This is a genomic window from Chryseobacterium sp. GTID13, assembly GCF_056172655.1.
This window is the reverse complement of record NZ_JAOCMB010000005.1, coordinates 74,479-91,425: the sequence shown is the minus strand read 5'-3', so window position 1 is coordinate 91,425 and position 16,947 is coordinate 74,479. Positions and strand designations below refer to the sequence as shown.

The 16,947-nt window shown below is 39.2% G+C and carries 16 protein-coding genes and 3 pseudogenes; 15 read left to right on the top strand and 4 right to left on the bottom strand.

Annotated elements, in window-relative coordinates:
• Positions 1 to 33 precede the first annotated feature (33 nt).
• The 3 genes and pseudogenes from N4G44_RS06360 to N4G44_RS06350 all read left to right on the top strand — a co-directional run bounded on the left by N4G44_RS06360 (position 34) and on the right by N4G44_RS06350 (position 2,894).
• Positions 34 to 1,376: pseudogene (locus N4G44_RS06360) on the top strand (cytochrome ubiquinol oxidase subunit I).
• Positions 1,373 to 2,377, top strand: coding sequence for a cytochrome d ubiquinol oxidase subunit II (locus tag N4G44_RS06355; RefSeq protein ID WP_474925325.1), 1,005 nt, complete (start codon positions 1,373 to 1,375; stop codon positions 2,375 to 2,377). The pseudogene N4G44_RS06360 and the gene N4G44_RS06355 overlap by 4 nt, the downstream one beginning before the upstream one ends.
• Before the next feature lie 7 nt (positions 2,378 to 2,384).
• The gene (locus N4G44_RS06350) at positions 2,385 to 2,894 is read left to right on the top strand and encodes a ClbS/DfsB family four-helix bundle protein (protein ID WP_474925324.1); all 510 of its coding nucleotides are present in this window, start codon (positions 2,385 to 2,387) and stop codon (positions 2,892 to 2,894) included.
• 57 nt (positions 2,895 to 2,951) lie between these two features.
• On the opposite strand, the gene lysS is transcribed toward N4G44_RS06350, so the two are convergent.
• The 4 genes from lysS to N4G44_RS06330 all read right to left on the bottom strand — a co-directional run bounded on the left by lysS (position 2,952) and on the right by N4G44_RS06330 (position 6,357).
• A complete protein-coding gene (gene lysS, locus N4G44_RS06345; RefSeq protein WP_474925323.1) occupies positions 2,952 to 4,649 on the bottom strand; it encodes a lysine--tRNA ligase in 1,698 nt (565 codons plus the stop codon).
• A gap of 177 nt (positions 4,650 to 4,826) precedes the next feature.
• Positions 4,827 to 5,753: a 23S rRNA (adenine(1618)-N(6))-methyltransferase RlmF gene (gene rlmF / locus N4G44_RS06340; RefSeq protein WP_474925321.1), complete on the bottom strand. Its 927-nt coding sequence runs from the start codon at positions 5,751 to 5,753 to the stop codon at positions 4,827 to 4,829.
• Positions 5,754 to 5,756: 3 nt separating this feature from the next.
• Entirely contained in the window at positions 5,757 to 6,050 is a 294-nt protein-coding gene (locus N4G44_RS06335) for a c-type cytochrome (RefSeq protein ID WP_474925319.1), read from the bottom strand.
• Between the two features lie 79 nt (positions 6,051 to 6,129).
• Complete coding sequence (locus tag N4G44_RS06330; protein WP_474925317.1) at positions 6,130 to 6,357, bottom strand: hypothetical protein; 228 nt, start codon at positions 6,355 to 6,357, stop codon at positions 6,130 to 6,132.
• A gap of 124 nt (positions 6,358 to 6,481) precedes the next feature.
• Between N4G44_RS06330 and N4G44_RS06325 the strand changes: the two genes are divergently transcribed.
• The 12 genes and pseudogenes from N4G44_RS06325 (at position 6,482) to N4G44_RS06270 (ending at position 16,897) form a co-directional block, all read left to right on the top strand.
• Positions 6,482 to 7,126 (top strand): hypothetical protein, encoded by a 645-nt coding sequence (locus tag N4G44_RS06325; protein ID WP_474925315.1) that lies wholly within the window; start codon positions 6,482 to 6,484, stop codon positions 7,124 to 7,126.
• Positions 7,127 to 7,376: 250 nt separating this feature from the next.
• Positions 7,377 to 8,800 (top strand): annotated as a pseudogene (locus tag N4G44_RS06320) (anthranilate synthase component I family protein).
• A gap of 124 nt (positions 8,801 to 8,924) precedes the next feature.
• The gene (locus N4G44_RS06315) at positions 8,925 to 9,521 is read left to right on the top strand and encodes an anthranilate synthase component II (RefSeq protein ID WP_474925312.1); all 597 of its coding nucleotides are present in this window, start codon (positions 8,925 to 8,927) and stop codon (positions 9,519 to 9,521) included.
• A gap of 32 nt (positions 9,522 to 9,553) precedes the next feature.
• On the top strand, positions 9,554 to 10,543 hold the full coding sequence (gene trpD / locus N4G44_RS06310; protein WP_474925311.1) for an anthranilate phosphoribosyltransferase: 990 nt from the start codon (positions 9,554 to 9,556) through the stop codon (positions 10,541 to 10,543).
• Between the two features lie 29 nt (positions 10,544 to 10,572).
• Positions 10,573 to 11,358: an indole-3-glycerol phosphate synthase TrpC gene (trpC, locus tag N4G44_RS06305; protein WP_474925308.1), complete on the top strand. Its 786-nt coding sequence runs from the start codon at positions 10,573 to 10,575 to the stop codon at positions 11,356 to 11,358.
• Between the two features lie 11 nt (positions 11,359 to 11,369).
• Positions 11,370 to 12,029 carry a phosphoribosylanthranilate isomerase gene (locus N4G44_RS06300; protein WP_474925306.1) on the top strand — a complete coding sequence of 220 codons (660 nt, stop codon included), beginning with the start codon at positions 11,370 to 11,372 and terminating at the stop codon, positions 12,027 to 12,029.
• 31 nt (positions 12,030 to 12,060) lie between these two features.
• Positions 12,061 to 12,585 (top strand): hypothetical protein, encoded by a 525-nt coding sequence (locus N4G44_RS06295; RefSeq protein WP_474925305.1) that lies wholly within the window; start codon positions 12,061 to 12,063, stop codon positions 12,583 to 12,585.
• The gene (locus N4G44_RS06290; protein ID WP_474925304.1) at positions 12,569 to 12,877 is read left to right on the top strand and encodes a hypothetical protein; all 309 of its coding nucleotides are present in this window, start codon (positions 12,569 to 12,571) and stop codon (positions 12,875 to 12,877) included. Before N4G44_RS06295 ends, N4G44_RS06290 begins: the two co-directional genes overlap by 17 nt.
• Positions 12,878 to 13,117: 240 nt before the next feature.
• On the top strand, positions 13,118 to 14,296 hold the full coding sequence (trpB, locus tag N4G44_RS06285; RefSeq protein ID WP_474925302.1) for a tryptophan synthase subunit beta: 1,179 nt from the start codon (positions 13,118 to 13,120) through the stop codon (positions 14,294 to 14,296).
• A 160-nt stretch (positions 14,297 to 14,456) separates the two neighbouring features.
• Positions 14,457 to 15,190: pseudogene (gene trpA, locus N4G44_RS06280) on the top strand (tryptophan synthase subunit alpha).
• 80 nt (positions 15,191 to 15,270) lie between these two features.
• The gene (gene lipB, locus N4G44_RS06275; RefSeq protein ID WP_474925301.1) at positions 15,271 to 16,005 is read left to right on the top strand and encodes a lipoyl(octanoyl) transferase LipB; all 735 of its coding nucleotides are present in this window, start codon (positions 15,271 to 15,273) and stop codon (positions 16,003 to 16,005) included.
• Between the two features lie 163 nt (positions 16,006 to 16,168).
• Complete coding sequence (locus N4G44_RS06270; RefSeq protein WP_474925296.1) at positions 16,169 to 16,897, top strand: helix-turn-helix domain-containing protein; 729 nt, start codon at positions 16,169 to 16,171, stop codon at positions 16,895 to 16,897.
• Positions 16,898 to 16,947: the final 50 nt, after the last annotated feature.

The following is a 16,947-nucleotide window of genomic DNA, read 5'->3' as shown; positions in this document are numbered from 1 at the left end:
TATTCTTAAATTTATTACTCAAAAGTTGATTATATGGATGATTTTATTGCAGCCCGCGCGCAGATGGCTCTCTCGCTGGGTTTTCATATCATTTTTGCATGCGTGGGAATGGTAATGCCTTTTCTTATGGCTTTCGCCCACTGGAAATACCTGAAAACCGGTAATGAAGTATACAAAGGTCTTACAAAAGCCTGGAGCAAGGGAGTTGCTATTCTTTTTGCCACCGGGGCTGTATCCGGAACCATGCTTTCTTTTGAGCTGGGCCTTTTATGGCCGGCATTTATGAAACACGCCGGACCGATCTTCGGAATGCCGTTTTCCCTTGAAGGGACTGCATTTTTTATTGAAGCTATTGCCATTGGATTCTTTTTATACGGCTGGGAAAAATTTAATAAATGGTTCCACTGGTTCTGTGGGTTTTTAGTAGGCTTAAGCGGACTGGCATCAGGAATCCTGGTAGTTGCAGCAAATGCCTGGATGAATTCACCTGCAGGCTTTGATTATATCAATGGGCAGTATGTCAATATAGATCCTATTAAAGCGATGTTTAATGATGCCTGGTTTCCACAGGCCCTTCATATGACGGTGGCAGCATTCTGTGCGACAGGATTTGCAGTAGCCGGCGTTCATGCCTTTTAATTATGAAAGGTAAGAATGTGGAGTTTCATACTAAAGCGTTCAGGATTGCTGCCGGATTTGCTTTGATTGGAGCGTTTGGGGCACCTTTAAGCGGTGATGTAGCAGCAAAGTCCGTTGCAGAGAGACAACCCATCAAACTGGCCGCAATGGAAGCTCATTTTGAAACTGAAAAGGGCGCTTCATTCGTGCTCGGAGGAATTCCTGACGAGGAAAAAGAAGAAGTAAAATATGCCATTAAAATTCCGAAAGTGTTAAGTTTTCTGGTAAGCAATGATTTTAATTCTGAAGTAAAAGGTTTAAAGGATTTTCCCAGGGACGAATGGCCTCCTGTAGCTGTTGTTCATTATGCTTTCCAGATCATGATTTTTTTCGGTGTTGTGATGATCTGTATCGGGGCTGTGTACCTTTACTCTTTTTTCTTCAAAAAGGAATGGCTGACCAAAAACTGGCTTTTAAAAACATTCCTGATCGCTACCCCTTTCGGATATATTGCTCTGGAAGCCGGATGGACAGTTACAGAGGTTGGAAGACAACCCTGGATTATCTACGGAATCATGAGAACGGCTGATGCCGTAACGCCAATGCCAGGCATACAGTATTCTTTCTATTTCTTTACCGCTATTTTCGTATCCTTATCGCTGGTCATCATCTTCCTTTTGAGAAGACAGATCCAGATGGTACCGAAACTTTATGACCCTACAGACGCTCAGTTTAACGATAAAAACAAAAAATCATGATTTACGTTGTTATAGGCTTTCTTTGGCTTTCCATCTGTCTTTATATTATTTTGGGTGGCGCTGATTTCGGAGCCGGAATTGTAGAGCTTTTCACCCACAAAAAGGCCCGTCACAAAACACAGGAAATCATGTATGAATCCATTGCCCCTGTATGGGAAGCCAATCATATGTGGCTGATTATTGCTATTGTTATTCTTTTTGTGGGGTTTCCTGACATTTATACGACAATGTCCACCTACCTCCATATTCCTTTGGTTCTGATGCTTTTAGGAATTATCGCAAGGGGAACGGCTTTTACATTCAGACATTATGATGCTGTGAAGGATAACTGGCAGGTTTTATATACCCAGATCTTTTACTACGCAAGTCTTTTGACTCCATTTTTCCTGGGTTTGATTGCAGCTGCAACGGTTTCTCATTCTATCAATCCTGATGCAGTTGGATTTTTAGATTTATATATTTTCAGCTGGCTGAACTGGTTTGGTGTTTCCGTAGGACTTTTCACCGTAGCACTTTGCGCTTATCTGGCTTCCATATTTTCATTAAGGGAAACGCGGGATAAAGCCGATCTTACATTAATGATCAAAAAGTCAAAGCAAACCATGGTTTTTGTAGTGGTTACCGGAATATTGGTGTTCTTAACGGCATATATTTCGGATATTCCTCTTTTGATGTGGGTATTTTCAAAACCATTGGGAATTATGGCCATATCTTTCGCTACAATTGCTCTTCTTCTTATCCTTCGGGCCATGAATCAAAGAAAACTGCTTCCCGTACGGGCACTGGCAGGTTTCCAGATGGTAATGATTCTTGTGGCAGCAACTTATCAGCATAATCCGGATATTATCCTGCTCGGAAACGGACAGCACCTTTCATTACTGGAACATATGGCTCCTCCGAAAACGATAGCGGCTTTGGGATGGGCTCTCATGCTTGGCTCACTGTTTATCCTTCCGTTTTTGTTTTATCTGATGGGTTCGTTTAGCAGACAGAGAAAATAATAAAAATATGATTCAATATAAAGACAAAGCAGACCTGGTTGATGCCATAAGGAAAAATTATTCCCTTTATGATCAGGAATTCGACGATATCAAAGAAGAGGAAAAAGATCTGCTGAAACCAGGAATTGATAAAACACCTGCTCAAAATATTTCCTACCAACTGGGCTGGACCAGCCTTCTCCTACAATGGGAATCCGATGAGAAGAATGGTATTGAAGTAAAAACTCCCGCTCCGGAATATAAGTGGAATAATTTAAAGGGGTTATACGAATCTTTTTATGAGAAATACAGCTCTTACAGCCTGAATCAGCAAAGGGATCTGCTTAGAAAACAGGTGAATGAAATTATCCAATGGATAGAAAGTCTTGATCATGAAGCATTATTTCTTCCGGAACAGAGAAAATGGGCGACCACTCCAGCAAAATGGCCGGTCTGGAAATGGATTCATATTAATACTGCTGCTCCGTTTAAAAATTTCAGGACACAGCTTCGGAAATGGAAAAAAGAAAACCAGTAAATTTGTAAAAAAAGCTGCCTCAAATTGAAGCAGCTTTTTATTGTATTTAATTATTTTTTAAACCAGTTTCATCAAAAGATTCTCATCAATCTTCTCCACTTTCACCAGATTATTTTTAGTCAAGGTTTTAGATGCTTTATCCCACTTTTTACCGGATAGCTGGCTTCTCTCTTTTACTTCAGCCAAAGACATCGCCTCTTCCTGGGAATTAAGGATTTCAAGAATTACTTTTTCATCTTCACCCAATTCAATCTGAGGAACCGTTTTTTCCGGTCTCATCTGAGGGAAGAATAAAACTTCCTGGATGGATGCATTGTTCGTAAGGAACATAATTAGTCTGTCCATTCCGATTCCTAATCCGGAAGTTGGCGGCATACCGTATTCCAGTGCTCTTAAGAAATCCTGGTCGATAAACATGGCTTCATCGTCTCCTCTTTCTGATAAGGCCATCTGGGATTCAAAACGTTCTCTCTGATCGATTGGATCGTTAAGCTCTGAATAAGCGTTTGCGATTTCTTTTCCGCAAACCATCAATTCAAAACGCTCTGTTAAGCCTTCTTTACTTCTGTGTTTCTTGGTCAATGGAGACATTTCAACCGGGTAATCTGTAATGAAAGTCGGCTGAATGAAATTTCCTTCACATTTTTCACCGAAAATCTCATCAATTAATTTTCCTTTACCCATGGTTTCATTCACCTCGATTCCGATAGATTTGGCAAAATCAAACAATTCCTGTTCAGTTTTCCCGGTGATATCGAAACCTGTATACTTCTGGATCGCTTCTGTCATGGAAACTCTTGGATAAGGCGCTTTCCAGTTGATGGTATGCTCTCCGAAAGTAGATTCCGGGCTTCCGTTAACCTGAGTCGCACAGAATTCCAGAAGTTTTTCCGTAAAATCCATCATCCAGTTGTAATCTTTGTAAGCCACATAGATCTCCATGGCTGTAAATTCCGGGTTGTGGGTTCTGTCCATTCCTTCATTTCTGAAGTTTTTAGAGAACTCATAAACACCATCAAAACCTCCTACGATCAGCCTTTTCAGATACAATTCGTTGGCAATTCTTAAATATAAAGGAATATCTAAAGCATTATGATGAGTAATGAAAGGTTTTGCTGCCGCTCCTCCCGGAATCGACTGCAGAATTGGCGTTTCAACCTCAAAATATCCGGCATCATTAAAGAAAGTTCTCATCGCATTGAACATTTTTGTTCTTTTTACGAAGATTTCTTTCACCTGCGGATTAACCGTTAAATCTACATAACGCTGTCTGTATCTGAGTTCAGGATCTGTAAATCCGTCGTGCACTACTCCATTTTCATCAGTTCTTGGTTGAGGAAGCGGGCGTAAAGCTTTGGTAAGAAGCGTAAAGCTCTTAACTAAGACAGTCATCTCACCTACCTGAGTGGTAAATAGAGTTCCTTCAATACCGATAATATCACCGATATCTAAAAGATGTTTATATACTTCGTTATATAGTTCTTTATCTTCACCCGGACAGATCTCATCTCTGTTGAAATAAACCTGGATCTTACCTTTAGAGTCCTGCAATTCAGCAAAAGAAGCCTTTCCCTGAATTCTGCGGGACATTAATCTACCAGCGATCTTCACCTGTTTATTCTCAGAAAAATCCTGTTTTATAGATTCTGTAGTATCTGTAATCGTATACTCGTCCGCAGGGAATGCATTAATTCCCATTTCAGTAAGCTTGTTCAGCTTTTCTCTTCTAATGATTTCTTGTTCTGATAATTGCATTTCTTATTTTTCTAAAAGCGTACAAATTTAGGCATTTTTGGTGAGTTGTCAATGATGATTTTTTTAATTGTGAATGCCCAATGGTGAATCTGATTCACAGTGAATTTTCCTGTGCAGATTTAAATAGATTATTGATTTGCGCAGCAAAATTGACAATTGACAGCCAACCGTTGACCTTTAAAACCAACCTCTTCTCTCCTTTTGAGGAATAAAAGTCCATGCCAGCATCCTGCTGATTTTCTGCCCCTGCGCCATATCAATTATTTTAATATCTACAGCTTTGACTTTCTTTAAAAGTGTGGTTAATTTATGAAGATTATCTTTTTTAGATACCAGACATGTAAACCAGAGAACCTGTGAAGAATAAAGAATACTTTCTTCAATCATTTTTGTAATGAAAGCTATTTCACCGCCTTCGCACCACAGTTCCGACTGCTGTCCGCCAAAATTCAGCAAAGGCTTTTTAGATTTTGATTGATTGATATTTCTCGTTTTTCTCAGATTTCCCTTCAATGCAGATTCTTCAGAATCATGAAACGGAGGATTACACATAGAAAATGTAAAACGGTCTCCAGTCTTAATGATATTTTTAAAAATATGGTGAGAACCAGGTTGTTGTTTTAAACCGATAACAGGTAATAAGTCCCGATTTTGATCTAAAATATGCTGTGCATTTTCCAAAGAATCAAGGTTAATATCGGTTCCCAGCATTTTCCATCCATAAGATCTATGGGCCAATAAAGGGTAAACAAGATTTGCCCCGGTTCCGATATCCAGGCCGGATACAGAAATTCCCGTCGGGATTTCAGAATTTTCTTCAGCTAACAGGTCAGCAATATAATGGATATAATCTGCACGGCCGGGTATGGGAGGACACAGATTGGTCTCAGGAATATCCCAGCCCTTAATATGGTAAAAATGTAAAAGCAATGCCCGGTTAAGAAGTTTAACCGCTTTGGGAAGACTAAAATTAATGGTGCTTATTCCGTAAGCATTAACGAAAACATAGTGTTTCAGTTCTGGCACACAAGAAATAAGCTGATCAAAATCATAAGGATTGCGATGCAGATTTCTTGTGTGCAGACTGGATTTTTCGGCAGACATTATTTATTTTTTCTGGCTCAGAATATATTCTACCATTTTTTTGGCATCTTCTTTAGATACCTGTGGATGGGCAGCCATCGGAACGCCTCCCCAAACTCCGCTTCCGCCTTCTATGATTTTGGAAGCCAGCAATTCAATATCTTTTTCAGAATATTTCTCTGCGATTTCCTTATAAGAAGGTCCTATCATTCTCTCGTTCACGGCATGGCACCCTGAGCAGTCTAAAGTTTCAATGATCTGGTCACCTGAAAGATTAGCTTTTGCCGGCTCTGAAACAGCGGCTGTTTCAGAAGACACCTCTGGTACCTCCGTATTTTCTTTTTAGAACAGGAAAGGATAAGCAACCCCATCATTCCTGTTAAAAGCAATTTTTTCATTATTTTTTGGCAGCAGTAGAATCTGTTTTAGCAGCAGGATCCGGCGTTGTAGGAGTAGCTGTTGCAGCAGGAGCAGCCGGTGTTGATTTAGCTGTAGAATCTACTACTGTTGTAACCTCTGGTTCCGGCAACATCGTGTTGCTGTCTTGTAATGGATGTTCAGTTTTTTTAGAGCAGTTTACCACGAATAAACTTCCGATGAATGCAATTGCAAATACTTTTCTCATTATTTTTCTAAAATTTAGACAAAAATATAAAAAATAAGCTTTTAAACTCATGACTTATCTCCACATTGCTATATTTTTCAATAAAATTAATGATTATATGCGCCAATAATTTTAAATTTAAGCTATGATTTTAATATCCAAAATTCTGTTTTTCACCAGTCATCACGGTTTTTACACTGTGATTATTCTTCTGGTATTCTTTGGACTGCTTTCATATGTGACCAAAAAAGCATGGTTTCTGATTCCTATCATCCCTCTGGCTATTCTGAATGGTGTGGCCGGACAGTATCTGAACGCATGGTTTTTAAACAAATATGGTGTAGAAAGTACAGCAATCATCACTTCTGATGTAGAAACCAATTCTACTCTGAACGACATGTACATTCATGATTATGAAGCTATTGTAAAAAAACAGGACGGCAAATATGTATCTACTTATTTTTCTACGACAAGCGCTACGATTTATCCGATCGAAAATGCCATCAGGATCCCGAGAACGGAACAGCATTTCCCGGTAAAATACATTCCGGGATATGAAAAAAATATAGTAATCCTGTATTACCAGTCTGAAGAAGGCAACGCTTTGCTGGAATATGAAAAGATGGCTCCGGTAAATTCCGCAAAGATTAAATATGAAGCAGACAGAACGAATAAGGAATTTATTGAAGAATACATTTCAGCTTTGGAGGATTATGTAAGTTCCTATGACAATGAAGAATACAAAGCAAAAATTGAAGAATTAAAAAAGGAACTGAAGCAGCTTAAATAAAGGATTTCAATATTAAGTTTTTTTATTTTTGGACGTTTTTTGTTTTTTTATTAAAAAAATTTCTACATTTGTACCATGTTTAATATGAGCAACAATAATTGGTGGTGGCTTTCAAACTCTTCGTCGGGTCTGAAGGTATTGTCATGTTGCTAAAAGATAGCAGGTAATTAAAACAAACAATATATAATAGGCTTTGACGGATTCCGTTGAAGCCTTTTTTATTTCATTTAAACAAAAAAATACAAGTCAGATGACCACTCAAAGAATAAAAATAAAGACCGGATCTAAAAAAACATTGGGAGATCTTTATACTCCAATGAATATCTATCTTCAGATCAGGGACAGATTCCGGGACACTATCCTTCTGGAAAGTTCAGATTCCAAGAATATTGATAATAATTTCTCCTTCATTGCAGTGAATGCTGTGGCAGGAATTGAAGTGAAAAACCTTACCGAATTCGAAATCAAACTACCGGGTTCAGATCCTGTGAAGCAATTGATAGGTGAACGGAATATCACGGATATTTTTGAGGAATTTCAAAGTGTTTTTGAATGTGAAACTACGCATGACCCTATTGAACAGACCGCGCAGAGCCTTTTCGGGTATACAAGCTTTGAAGCAGTACAGTTCTTTGAAGACATCAGCTTAAAGCCTCAAAGTCCGGAAGTAGAAATTCCTATTCTTCGCTACAGACTGTATCAATACGTTATTGCCATCAACCATTACAATGATGAGATGCATATTATCGAAAACCAGATCCCTGGTTTGAAATCAGAGCTTTATCTGCTGGAAAACCTGATCAGAAACCAGAATACCCCCGTCTACCCTTTCGAAAAAATCGATAATGAAACTTCTAACCTTACCGATGAAGAATATATCGAACTGGTAAAAATAGCCCAGAAACACTGCATGCGAGGTGATGTTTTCCAACTGGTGCTGAGCAGAAGATTCGAACAGAAATTCAAAGGAGACGAATTCAATGTTTACCGTGCCCTTAGGAATATCAATCCTTCGCCTTACCTTTTCTTTTTCGATTATGGAAATTATAAATTATTCGGTTCAAGTCCCGAAAGCCAGCTGATCATCAAAGATCATAAAGCCGTTATTCACCCCATCGCAGGAACTTTCAAAAGAACCGGACACCTTGAAACCGATCTCCAGTCTATTGAAGCTTTAAAAAATGATCCGAAAGAAAATGCAGAGCACACGATGCTGGTAGATCTGGCCAGAAATGATCTTGGAAAGCTCGGTAAAAATGTGACGGTAACAAAACTGAAAGAAATCCAGCTTTTTTCACACGTTATCCATATGGTAAGCGAAGTTACTGCCGACCTTCCTGAAAATATCAATCCTCTTGATATGGTTTCTGCCACTTTTCCGCAGGGAACTTTAAGCGGAGCCCCAAAACATAAGGCCCTTCAGCTGATTGATCAGTATGAAAAAGATTCCCGCGGTTACTACGGCGGATGCATCGGGATGATCGGGTTAAACGGAACCTGCAACCAAGCCATTATGATCCGTACTTTTTAAGCAGGAACAACACCCTTTATTACCAGGCCGGAGCCGGATTGGTAGCAAAATCTGTCCCTGAAAACGAACTTCAGGAAGTAAATAATAAATTGAATGCTTTGAAAAAAGCAGTAGATAAAGCAGGGAAAATTGTGATGAACTAGGTTGGAATTCGCGTTCCGAGTTGCGAGATCCGGGGTTCAGGATTGAACAATTAAAAACCAGTAACTGGCAACTAGCAACTGATAACTAGTAACCACCAATAAAAAACAATTAAAAAGACAAAAAATGAACAATAATATAATTAACGAACAACCTAAAGTTCTGGTTTTTGATAACTACGACAGTTTCACCTATAACCTGGTTCAGATCATTGAGAGAATTCTGGATCAGAAAGTAGATGTCGTAAGGAATGATCAGATCACATTGGAAGAGATTGAAAAATATGACAAAATTATCCTTTCTCCGGGCCCGGGAATTCCGGAAGAAGCAGGAATTTTACTGGATCTGATCAGGGAATATGCACCGACTAAAAGTATTTTAGGTGTTTGTCTCGGGCAGCAGGCTATTGCAGAAGCTTTCGGAGGAAACCTGATCAACCTTTCTGAAATTTTCCATGGAGTGGCAACCTCTGCTGAACTGGTGAAGGAAAATACCAAAATTTTCAAAAATCTGGCTTCAGGAATAGAAGTCGGAAGATACCACAGCTGGGCGGTGAATCCTGAAGGCTTTCCTGGAGAACTGGAAATTACAGCCGTAGACAAAGACGGAATGATCATGGCATTGCAGCATAAAACCTATGATGTACATGGCGTACAGTTCCATCCTGAAAGCATTTTAACTCCTGACGGAGAAGTGATAATCAAAAACTTTCTTTTAGATTGAAAACTACAGAAATACCTATAAAAGCACCTCAGATGAAAGAAATATTACAATACCTGTTCAATCACCAGACTTTGTCCAAGTCGGAAGCAAAGGCCACGATGATCGAGATCGCACAGAATAAATTCAACTCTGCAGAAGTCACTGCATTTATCAGTGTTTTTCTGATGCGGAATATTACCCTGAAAGAATTGGAAGGTTTCAGAGAAGCACTGCTGAAAATGGCCGTTCCTGTACTTCTTGAGCCTACGGATACCCTGGATATTGTAGGAACCGGAGGTGACGGAAAAAATACAATCAATATATCAACCCTCGCCAGTTTTGTGGTGGCCGGCGCAGGACAGAAAGTAGCAAAACATGGAAATTACGGAGCTTCTGCCACGACCGGATCATCCAATGTAATGGAGGAACTTGGCTATCAATTCAAAAGCCATTCAGACCAGCTGAATGAAGAGCTTGAAAAAGCCAATATCTGTTTTCTTCATGCCCCTTATTTTCATCCGGCCCTTCAGTCCGTCGGAGCTTTAAGAAAATCTCTGGGGCTGAGAACATTCTTTAATCTTCTCGGTCCGTTAGTCAATCCTGCGAAGCCAAAATATTCGGTAATCGGGGTTTATAACCTTGAAATTGCAAGGATTTATCAATACCTTTTACAGAAAGAAGAGCGTGAGTTTATTCTTGTTCACGGTTTGGATGGATATGACGAGATAAGCCTTACCCAAGACAGCAAGATCATTACGAAAAGTGGTGAAGAGATTTATTCTGCCGAAGATCTCGGATTTGGTTCCGTAAGCCCGGAAAGCATCAAAGGAGGCGAAACCCCTCAGGAGTCTGCAAAGATTTTCAGGAACATTCTGGAAGGAAAAGGCACAATACAGCAGAATTCCGTAGTGCTTGCCAATGCAGCAACCGCCCTTTTTCACACCAGGAAATTCGGGCCGTATGAAGATTGTGTTGCCTTGGCAAAAGAAAGCCTGGAAAGCGGAAAAGCCCTGAGAAGCCTTGAATTATTGATTAATGGTTAATGAAGTTGCCGGCAACTAGAAAAAAGAACATGACAATACTGGATAAAATTATTGAAAGAAAAAAAGAAGAAATTGCAGTTTCAAAAGCGAAAATTTCAATGGAAGGCTTGAAGAGTTCTGAATTTTTTGGAAGACAAAACTTTTCACTCAAAGAATCCGTCAGAAATAAAAGTGGGATTATTGCTGAATTTAAGAGAAAATCTCCTTCAAAAGGGATCATCAATGATAAAGTTCAGCCTTTGGAAGTAGCTTCTGCCTATGAAAATTTTGGAGCATCCGGAATTTCTATCCTGACGGACAGCGATTTTTTCGGAGGAAGCTTTGATGATATTTTAAAAGTTAGAGAACATATTGGTATCCCCATTCTCAGAAAGGATTTTATGGTGGATCAATACCAGTTTTACGAAGCAAAAAGTATCGGTGCCGATGCTGTTTTGCTCATTGCTGCCTGCCTCTCTCCCGTTCAGGTTTTAGAATTCACAGAACTGGCACATCAGCTCGGCCTGGAAGTTCTGCTTGAGATCCATACAGAAGATGAGCTTAAGCATTTCAACACTGAAATTGATCTCGTTGGCATCAATAACAGGAATTTAAAGGATTTTAAAGTTGATCTTCAGCATTCCGTGCTTTTAAAAGACCAGCTTCCGAAGAATGTACTGTCTGTTGCAGAAAGCGGCATTTACAGTACGGAAGATTTCAAATATTTAAAGGAAAAAGGATTCGACGGTTTCCTGATGGGGGAATATTTCATGAAGAATGAAAATCCTGCCAACCAATTTGCTGAATTTATTTCTGATGTAACAAATAACAGTTAATCAATTTAACAATGAATAAAGACCGGTTATCTAAACTGAAAGTATGCGGAATGACCCAGTTGGATCAGATTCATGAACTGATTTCCATGAAAACAGATTTTCTTGGCTTTATTTTCTATGAAAAATCACCGAGGTATGTTCTGAATCATTTAAATCCGGAAGATATTCTGAAAATTGATCATCCGGGGAAAACCGGGGTTTTTGTGAATGAAGAGATAGATATCATAACAGAGTTCGCAGAAAAAGCAGGATTGAATCTCATCCAGCTTCACGGTGATGAAAGTGAAGATTTTGTAAATCAATTAAAGCAAAGCCTGCGACCGGAGATTAAAATTATAAAAGCCATCAGGATCGGAAATAATGATCCGGAAACGAGGCGAAAAATAGAAAAAATGATAAATTGCCATGTTTCAGCTGTGGATTACCTTCTTTTTGATACGGATAGTAAAGCCTTCGGAGGAACAGGGAAACAGTTTGACTGGACCCTACTGAACGAATTGGAGATTCCGCTTCCCTATTTCCTGAGTGGTGGTATTTCGGAGGAAAATATTGAGAATATCAGCCTTTTGAACCAAAAACCTTTTGCAATAGACATCAATTCAAAATTTGAGCTGAAACCGGGAATTAAAAACCTGGAAAAAATAAAAAAATTCATTTCGAAAGAGTCCTGAAGGATTCAATTTTAAAAAAAATACACATAAGATGATGAATATACATCTGCTAAAAAAAACATTTTATAAAACCCTGTTTCCGCCCAGGTTTGGAAACCCAAAAATCCAGGATCTGTACAATTTTGTTTCTCAGAATGACAGTGATGCGGAATATTGGACCATCGACGGGCAGTTGCAGGAATTTATCGAAATTATCAAAATCTTTGATGAGACAGACGTCCAGTATTTCTTTGAAAGAATCGGACTCTGGAACAGTTATTATCTTGTGATTATTTCCGATAAATTTTTAGACAGCCATGTGAAGGCAAATATCAAATACGATCTGGGAAAGGTTTATGCTAAAATTTTTCTGCTTTATGAAGACTCGGATCCTTATTTTCTGATTGACAACCTGGAAATTGCCGTTACCATGTACGATTCAAAAATAGATATTGCCACCCTGATTGATCTGATCAGTAAAATTGAACTGCTTCATCATAAAAAGCTGATCACCAGACAGCAAAGAAACCATAACATTCAATTTATCAACAGTTTGACCGATGAATTATCAAATTAAAGTGCCAGATGAGCTCACAGATCACGAAACAGAATATATTCTGAGTCTTTGGGAAGTCCCTGAATGGAACGAAATGACACCTGCTTATTTCCGGAATTTTTTTAAAGATTCGGAATTTCACATGCTATCAGATTCCGGAAATGAAATATTGGCAGTAATACGGCTCAACCTTGATTTTATTCTGGAAATATCAGGAAAAGAGTACACTTTTGCTGAGGCAGTCGGACTCGTTTCTGCCCTGGAAAAAAAGGCTACGGATCGCAGCTCGTTCAGCTTTTTAAAGAAAACCTGATTGAAAGGAATATAGAAGCCATAGGATTCTGTGCTACCGGTCTTCGCCCCTTTTATCAAAAATGTAATATCGAAAACCTTGAAAACAGAGCCAAAGCTATCCTGGAAAATACTAAAGACAGATGGATCAGCTCTGAAGACGATGATATTTTGATTTTCAATGCTTCCGGAGAAACCCGGGAGCTTCTCAGAGAACTCGGACCTGAAAAAAATGCTTATTTAATTGACTAAAAACAATACAATGAATTATAGAAACCCTGATGAACATGGATATTATGGCGAATTCGGAGGCGCTTTCATCCCTGAAATGCTATATCCTAATGTAGAGGAACTGCAGAAAAACTATCTTGAGATCATTGAATCTGAAGAATTTCAGAAGGAGTATCAGGACCTGCTTACAAACTATGTAGGACGGGCCACACCGCTTTATTTTGCTAAAAATTTAAGCCAGAAATATAATACTCAGATTTATTTAAAAAGAGAAGACCTCAACCATACCGGAGCCCATAAAATCAACAATGCTTTGGGACAGGTTCTTCTTGCCAAACGCCTTGGAAAAACAAGAATTATTGCAGAAACAGGAGCCGGACAGCATGGTGTGGCCACAGCTACGGCCTGCGCCCTGCTTGGACTGGAATGCATTGTTTATATGGGTGAAATCGACATCCAGCGCCAGGCTCCGAATGTGGCAAGAATGAAAATGCTGGGTGCAGAAGTTATTCCGGCAACATCAGGCTCCAAAACCCTGAAAGACGCTGTAAATGAAGCCCTAAGAGACTGGATCAATAATCCCGTGACCACTCATTATGTCATCGGAAGTGTGGTGGGACCTCATCCTTTTCCTGATCTGGTGGCCAGGTTCCAGAGTATTATTTCAAAAGAAATCGGGGAACAGCTGAAAGAAAAAATCGGGAAAGAAAATCCTGATTATGTGATTGCCTGTGTAGGCGGAGGAAGTAATGCCGCAGGAACTTTTTACCATTTTGTAGAAGAAAAAGAAGTGAAGATCATTGCTGCAGAAGCCGGCGGTCTTGGCGTAGATTCGGGAAAATCTGCCGCTACCACTTTCCTGGGCACACTGGGGGTTCTTCACGGAAGCAAAAGTCTTGTGATGCAGACTGAAGACGGTCAGGTGATTGAACCCCACTCCATTTCTGCGGGACTGGATTATCCGGGAATCGGACCCTTCCATGCTCATCTGTTTAAGGAAAAAAGAGCAGAATTCTTCAGCATCAATGATAAGGAAGCTTTACAATCTGCTTTTGAGCTCACCAAATTGGAAGGAATTATTCCCGCACTGGAAAGCTCACATGCGCTGGCTGTCCTGGATAAAAAGAAATTCCGCGAAAATGATATTGTTGTGATCTGCCTGAGCGGCCGCGGGGATAAGGATATGGAAACGTATTTAAAAAATCTGTAATTATATGTATTCATGTAAAATGTATTTATGTAAAATGATTTACAATGCATGAAAATAAGCAAAGTCGATAAAAATTTTAAAGTGAATCATGAATACATTCTACATAAATACATGAATACATTTTACATGAATACAAAATATCTAATATAGTAGAAAAACAATGAAAAAACTAAATATATACTTCACAGCAGGAATTCCTCAATTGGAAGATACCGCTGATATTATAAAACTTATTCAGGATGCCGGTGCCGATATGATGGAAATCGGAATGCCCTATTCCGACCCGGTAGCAGACGGCCCGGTCATTCAGCAGGCCCACGAACTGGCCTTAAAAAACGGAATGACCATTGAAAAATTATTTTCCCAGCTGAAAACCGTGAAAAATGATATTCATATTCCAATTATCCTGATGGGATATATTAACCCTGTTTTAAGCTTCGGTTTTGAGAAATTCTGTCGTGAATGTTCGGAAAGCGGAGTTTCAGGACTTATTATTCCCGATCTTCCGCCTATTGAATTTGAAAACAATTATCAGCAGATCTTAAAAAATACAACCTTAATTTTACGTTTCTGGTAACTCCTGAAACTTCTGATGAAAGAATTCTGTATTTAGATTCTTTAAGCTCAGGATTCCTGTATGCCGTAAGTTCCTCTTCTACTACAGGAAACGACAATGCTGTGCTTAAAAATGAAAATTACCTGTCGCGTCTGGCGTCACTTACATTAAAAAATCCGGTAATGATAGGTTTCGGTATCAAATCCAGGGAAGATTTTGAAAATGTGACGGAAAAAGCAGCCGGCGGAATTATAGGAACAGCCTTTGTCAATACCCTTCTGAACCATAAAGACTGGAAGAACGCTGCCATAGATTTTATCCATGCTGTAAAAGGTTAAAATTCACTAAATTTGTATGTCAGAAAAATGGCACGGAATTACGATCCGTTACGGCCATTAAAAGAAACAGACATCAGCATATGAATACACATCAAAATAAATCAATAGAATTTGAAGATCTGGGTATAAAAGAATACCAGCCAGCCTGGGATTATCAGGAAAGCCTGATGAAAAGTATTATTGATACCAAGATCAAAAACCGTGATTTACCTGCCGAACAACAAATCATTACTCCCAATCATTTTTTGCTGGTGGAGCATCCTCATGTGTATACCCTGGGAAAAAGTGGTCATGAAGAAAATATGCTTGCCGGCATCGACAAACTGAAGGAAATAGATGCCACTTTCGTAAAAGTAAACCGTGGCGGAGACATCACGTATCACGGTTACGGACAGGTGGTTGGATATCCCGTACTTGATCTTGAAAACTTCTTTACAGATATTCATAAATATATGCGGAATCTGGAAGAAGTGATCATCAGAACAATTGGTGAATACGGCCTTAAAGGAGAACGTTCCGAAGGAGAAACAGGTGTCTGGCTGGATGTGGGAAAACCTTATGCCAGAAAGATCTGCGCGATGGGCGTAAAAGCCTCCCGATGGGTAACCCTTCATGGTTTTGCTTTGAATGTGAATACGGACATGCGTTACTTCGAATATATTATACCGTGCGGAATCAAAGACAAGCAGGTAACTTCTTTAAAAAGGGAGCTTGAAAGAGAACTTTCCCCTGAAGAAATGGAAGACCTGAAAGCAAAGATCAGAAAACACTTTGCAGATGTTTTTGAAGCTGAACTTGTCACTAAAGTGGTGTGATCATAACAGGCTACAAATTTTCATAAAATATGTTTTTCCACTTTCCGCCTAAAAAAGCCGATTCCAATGACCCTACTTTCCTGGTTGTTGAAAATATTTTTTTGCAAAATTCAAACGGGAAAGTATAACCACCACCAAAACCGTATTTCTTACGCAGGATACATTGGTATTTATATTGAAAGGAAATAAGCATCTGCATATAGACAATGAAACCATAACAGTCAGCTCCAATGAGATCATTTTCTTAAGGAAAGGAATTTATGCGATGGCAGAATATTTTGAGGAAGGCCTCAATTTTGAAGCGATCCTATTGTTTCTGAATCCTCAGATTGTACAGGAAGTGATCTCAGAGTATGGGCTCAATATCAGCCATACCGTTCCTGATGTTCAGTTTTTAAAACTATCCACGAATAAAGTCATTGAAATATATAAAGAACAGCTCCAGGAATATTTTACCAACAACAGCTTAAAAGACAAGGGCATTTTGCTTCTTAAGCAGAAAGAAATCCTGTTTTATATTCTTAAAACAATGCCGCTCCCGCAGACCATGGCTTTCTGGAGTTCCGTAGTCTCAACCTCAACGGAAAGTATGATGTATACTGTAGAAAAGTACCTCTTCCGGAATGTATCGGTGGAAGATCTTGCCAGGCTTACCAACAGAAGTGTTTCCACCTTTAAAAGAGAGTTCAATGCCGTATATGGCTGTCCTCCCAAGAAATGGATCAATCAGAAACGCCTTGAACATGCAAAGCTTCTCCTGAATAATTCAAAAGATACTATTTCCCAGATATCAGACCAGTGCGGATTTGATAATTCTTCCTATTTCACCAGGGCATTTAAAAAAACATACGGCCTCACTCCTTCCGATTTCCGGACGAATTGTTATACATAATGAACTTTTTGTACTAACCCGCTGACTGCTCCTATCATTAATTTTGGCTA

Coding starts and splice junctions, on each gene's coding strand:
- N4G44_RS06355 (WP_474925325.1), top strand. CDS start 1,373: ATGATTTACGTTGTTATAGGCTTTCTTTGGCTTTCCATCTGTCTTTAT.
- N4G44_RS06350 (WP_474925324.1), top strand. CDS start 2,385: ATGATTCAATATAAAGACAAAGCAGACCTGGTTGATGCCATAAGGAAA.
- lysS (WP_474925323.1), bottom strand. CDS start 4,649: ATGCAATTATCAGAACAAGAAATCATTAGAAGAGAAAAGCTGAACAAG.
- rlmF (WP_474925321.1), bottom strand. CDS start 5,753: ATGTCTGCCGAAAAATCCAGTCTGCACACAAGAAATCTGCATCGCAAT.
- N4G44_RS06330 (WP_474925317.1), bottom strand. CDS start 6,357: ATGAGAAAAGTATTTGCAATTGCATTCATCGGAAGTTTATTCGTGGTA.
- N4G44_RS06325 (WP_474925315.1), top strand. CDS start 6,482: ATGATTTTAATATCCAAAATTCTGTTTTTCACCAGTCATCACGGTTTT.
- N4G44_RS06315 (WP_474925312.1), top strand. CDS start 8,925: ATGAACAATAATATAATTAACGAACAACCTAAAGTTCTGGTTTTTGAT.
- trpD (WP_474925311.1), top strand. CDS start 9,554: ATGAAAGAAATATTACAATACCTGTTCAATCACCAGACTTTGTCCAAG.
- trpC (WP_474925308.1), top strand. CDS start 10,573: ATGACAATACTGGATAAAATTATTGAAAGAAAAAAAGAAGAAATTGCA.
- N4G44_RS06300 (WP_474925306.1), top strand. CDS start 11,370: ATGAATAAAGACCGGTTATCTAAACTGAAAGTATGCGGAATGACCCAG.
- N4G44_RS06295 (WP_474925305.1), top strand. CDS start 12,061: ATGATGAATATACATCTGCTAAAAAAAACATTTTATAAAACCCTGTTT.
- N4G44_RS06290 (WP_474925304.1), top strand. CDS start 12,569: ATGAATTATCAAATTAAAGTGCCAGATGAGCTCACAGATCACGAAACA.
- trpB (WP_474925302.1), top strand. CDS start 13,118: ATGAATTATAGAAACCCTGATGAACATGGATATTATGGCGAATTCGGA.
- lipB (WP_474925301.1), top strand. CDS start 15,271: ATGAATACACATCAAAATAAATCAATAGAATTTGAAGATCTGGGTATA.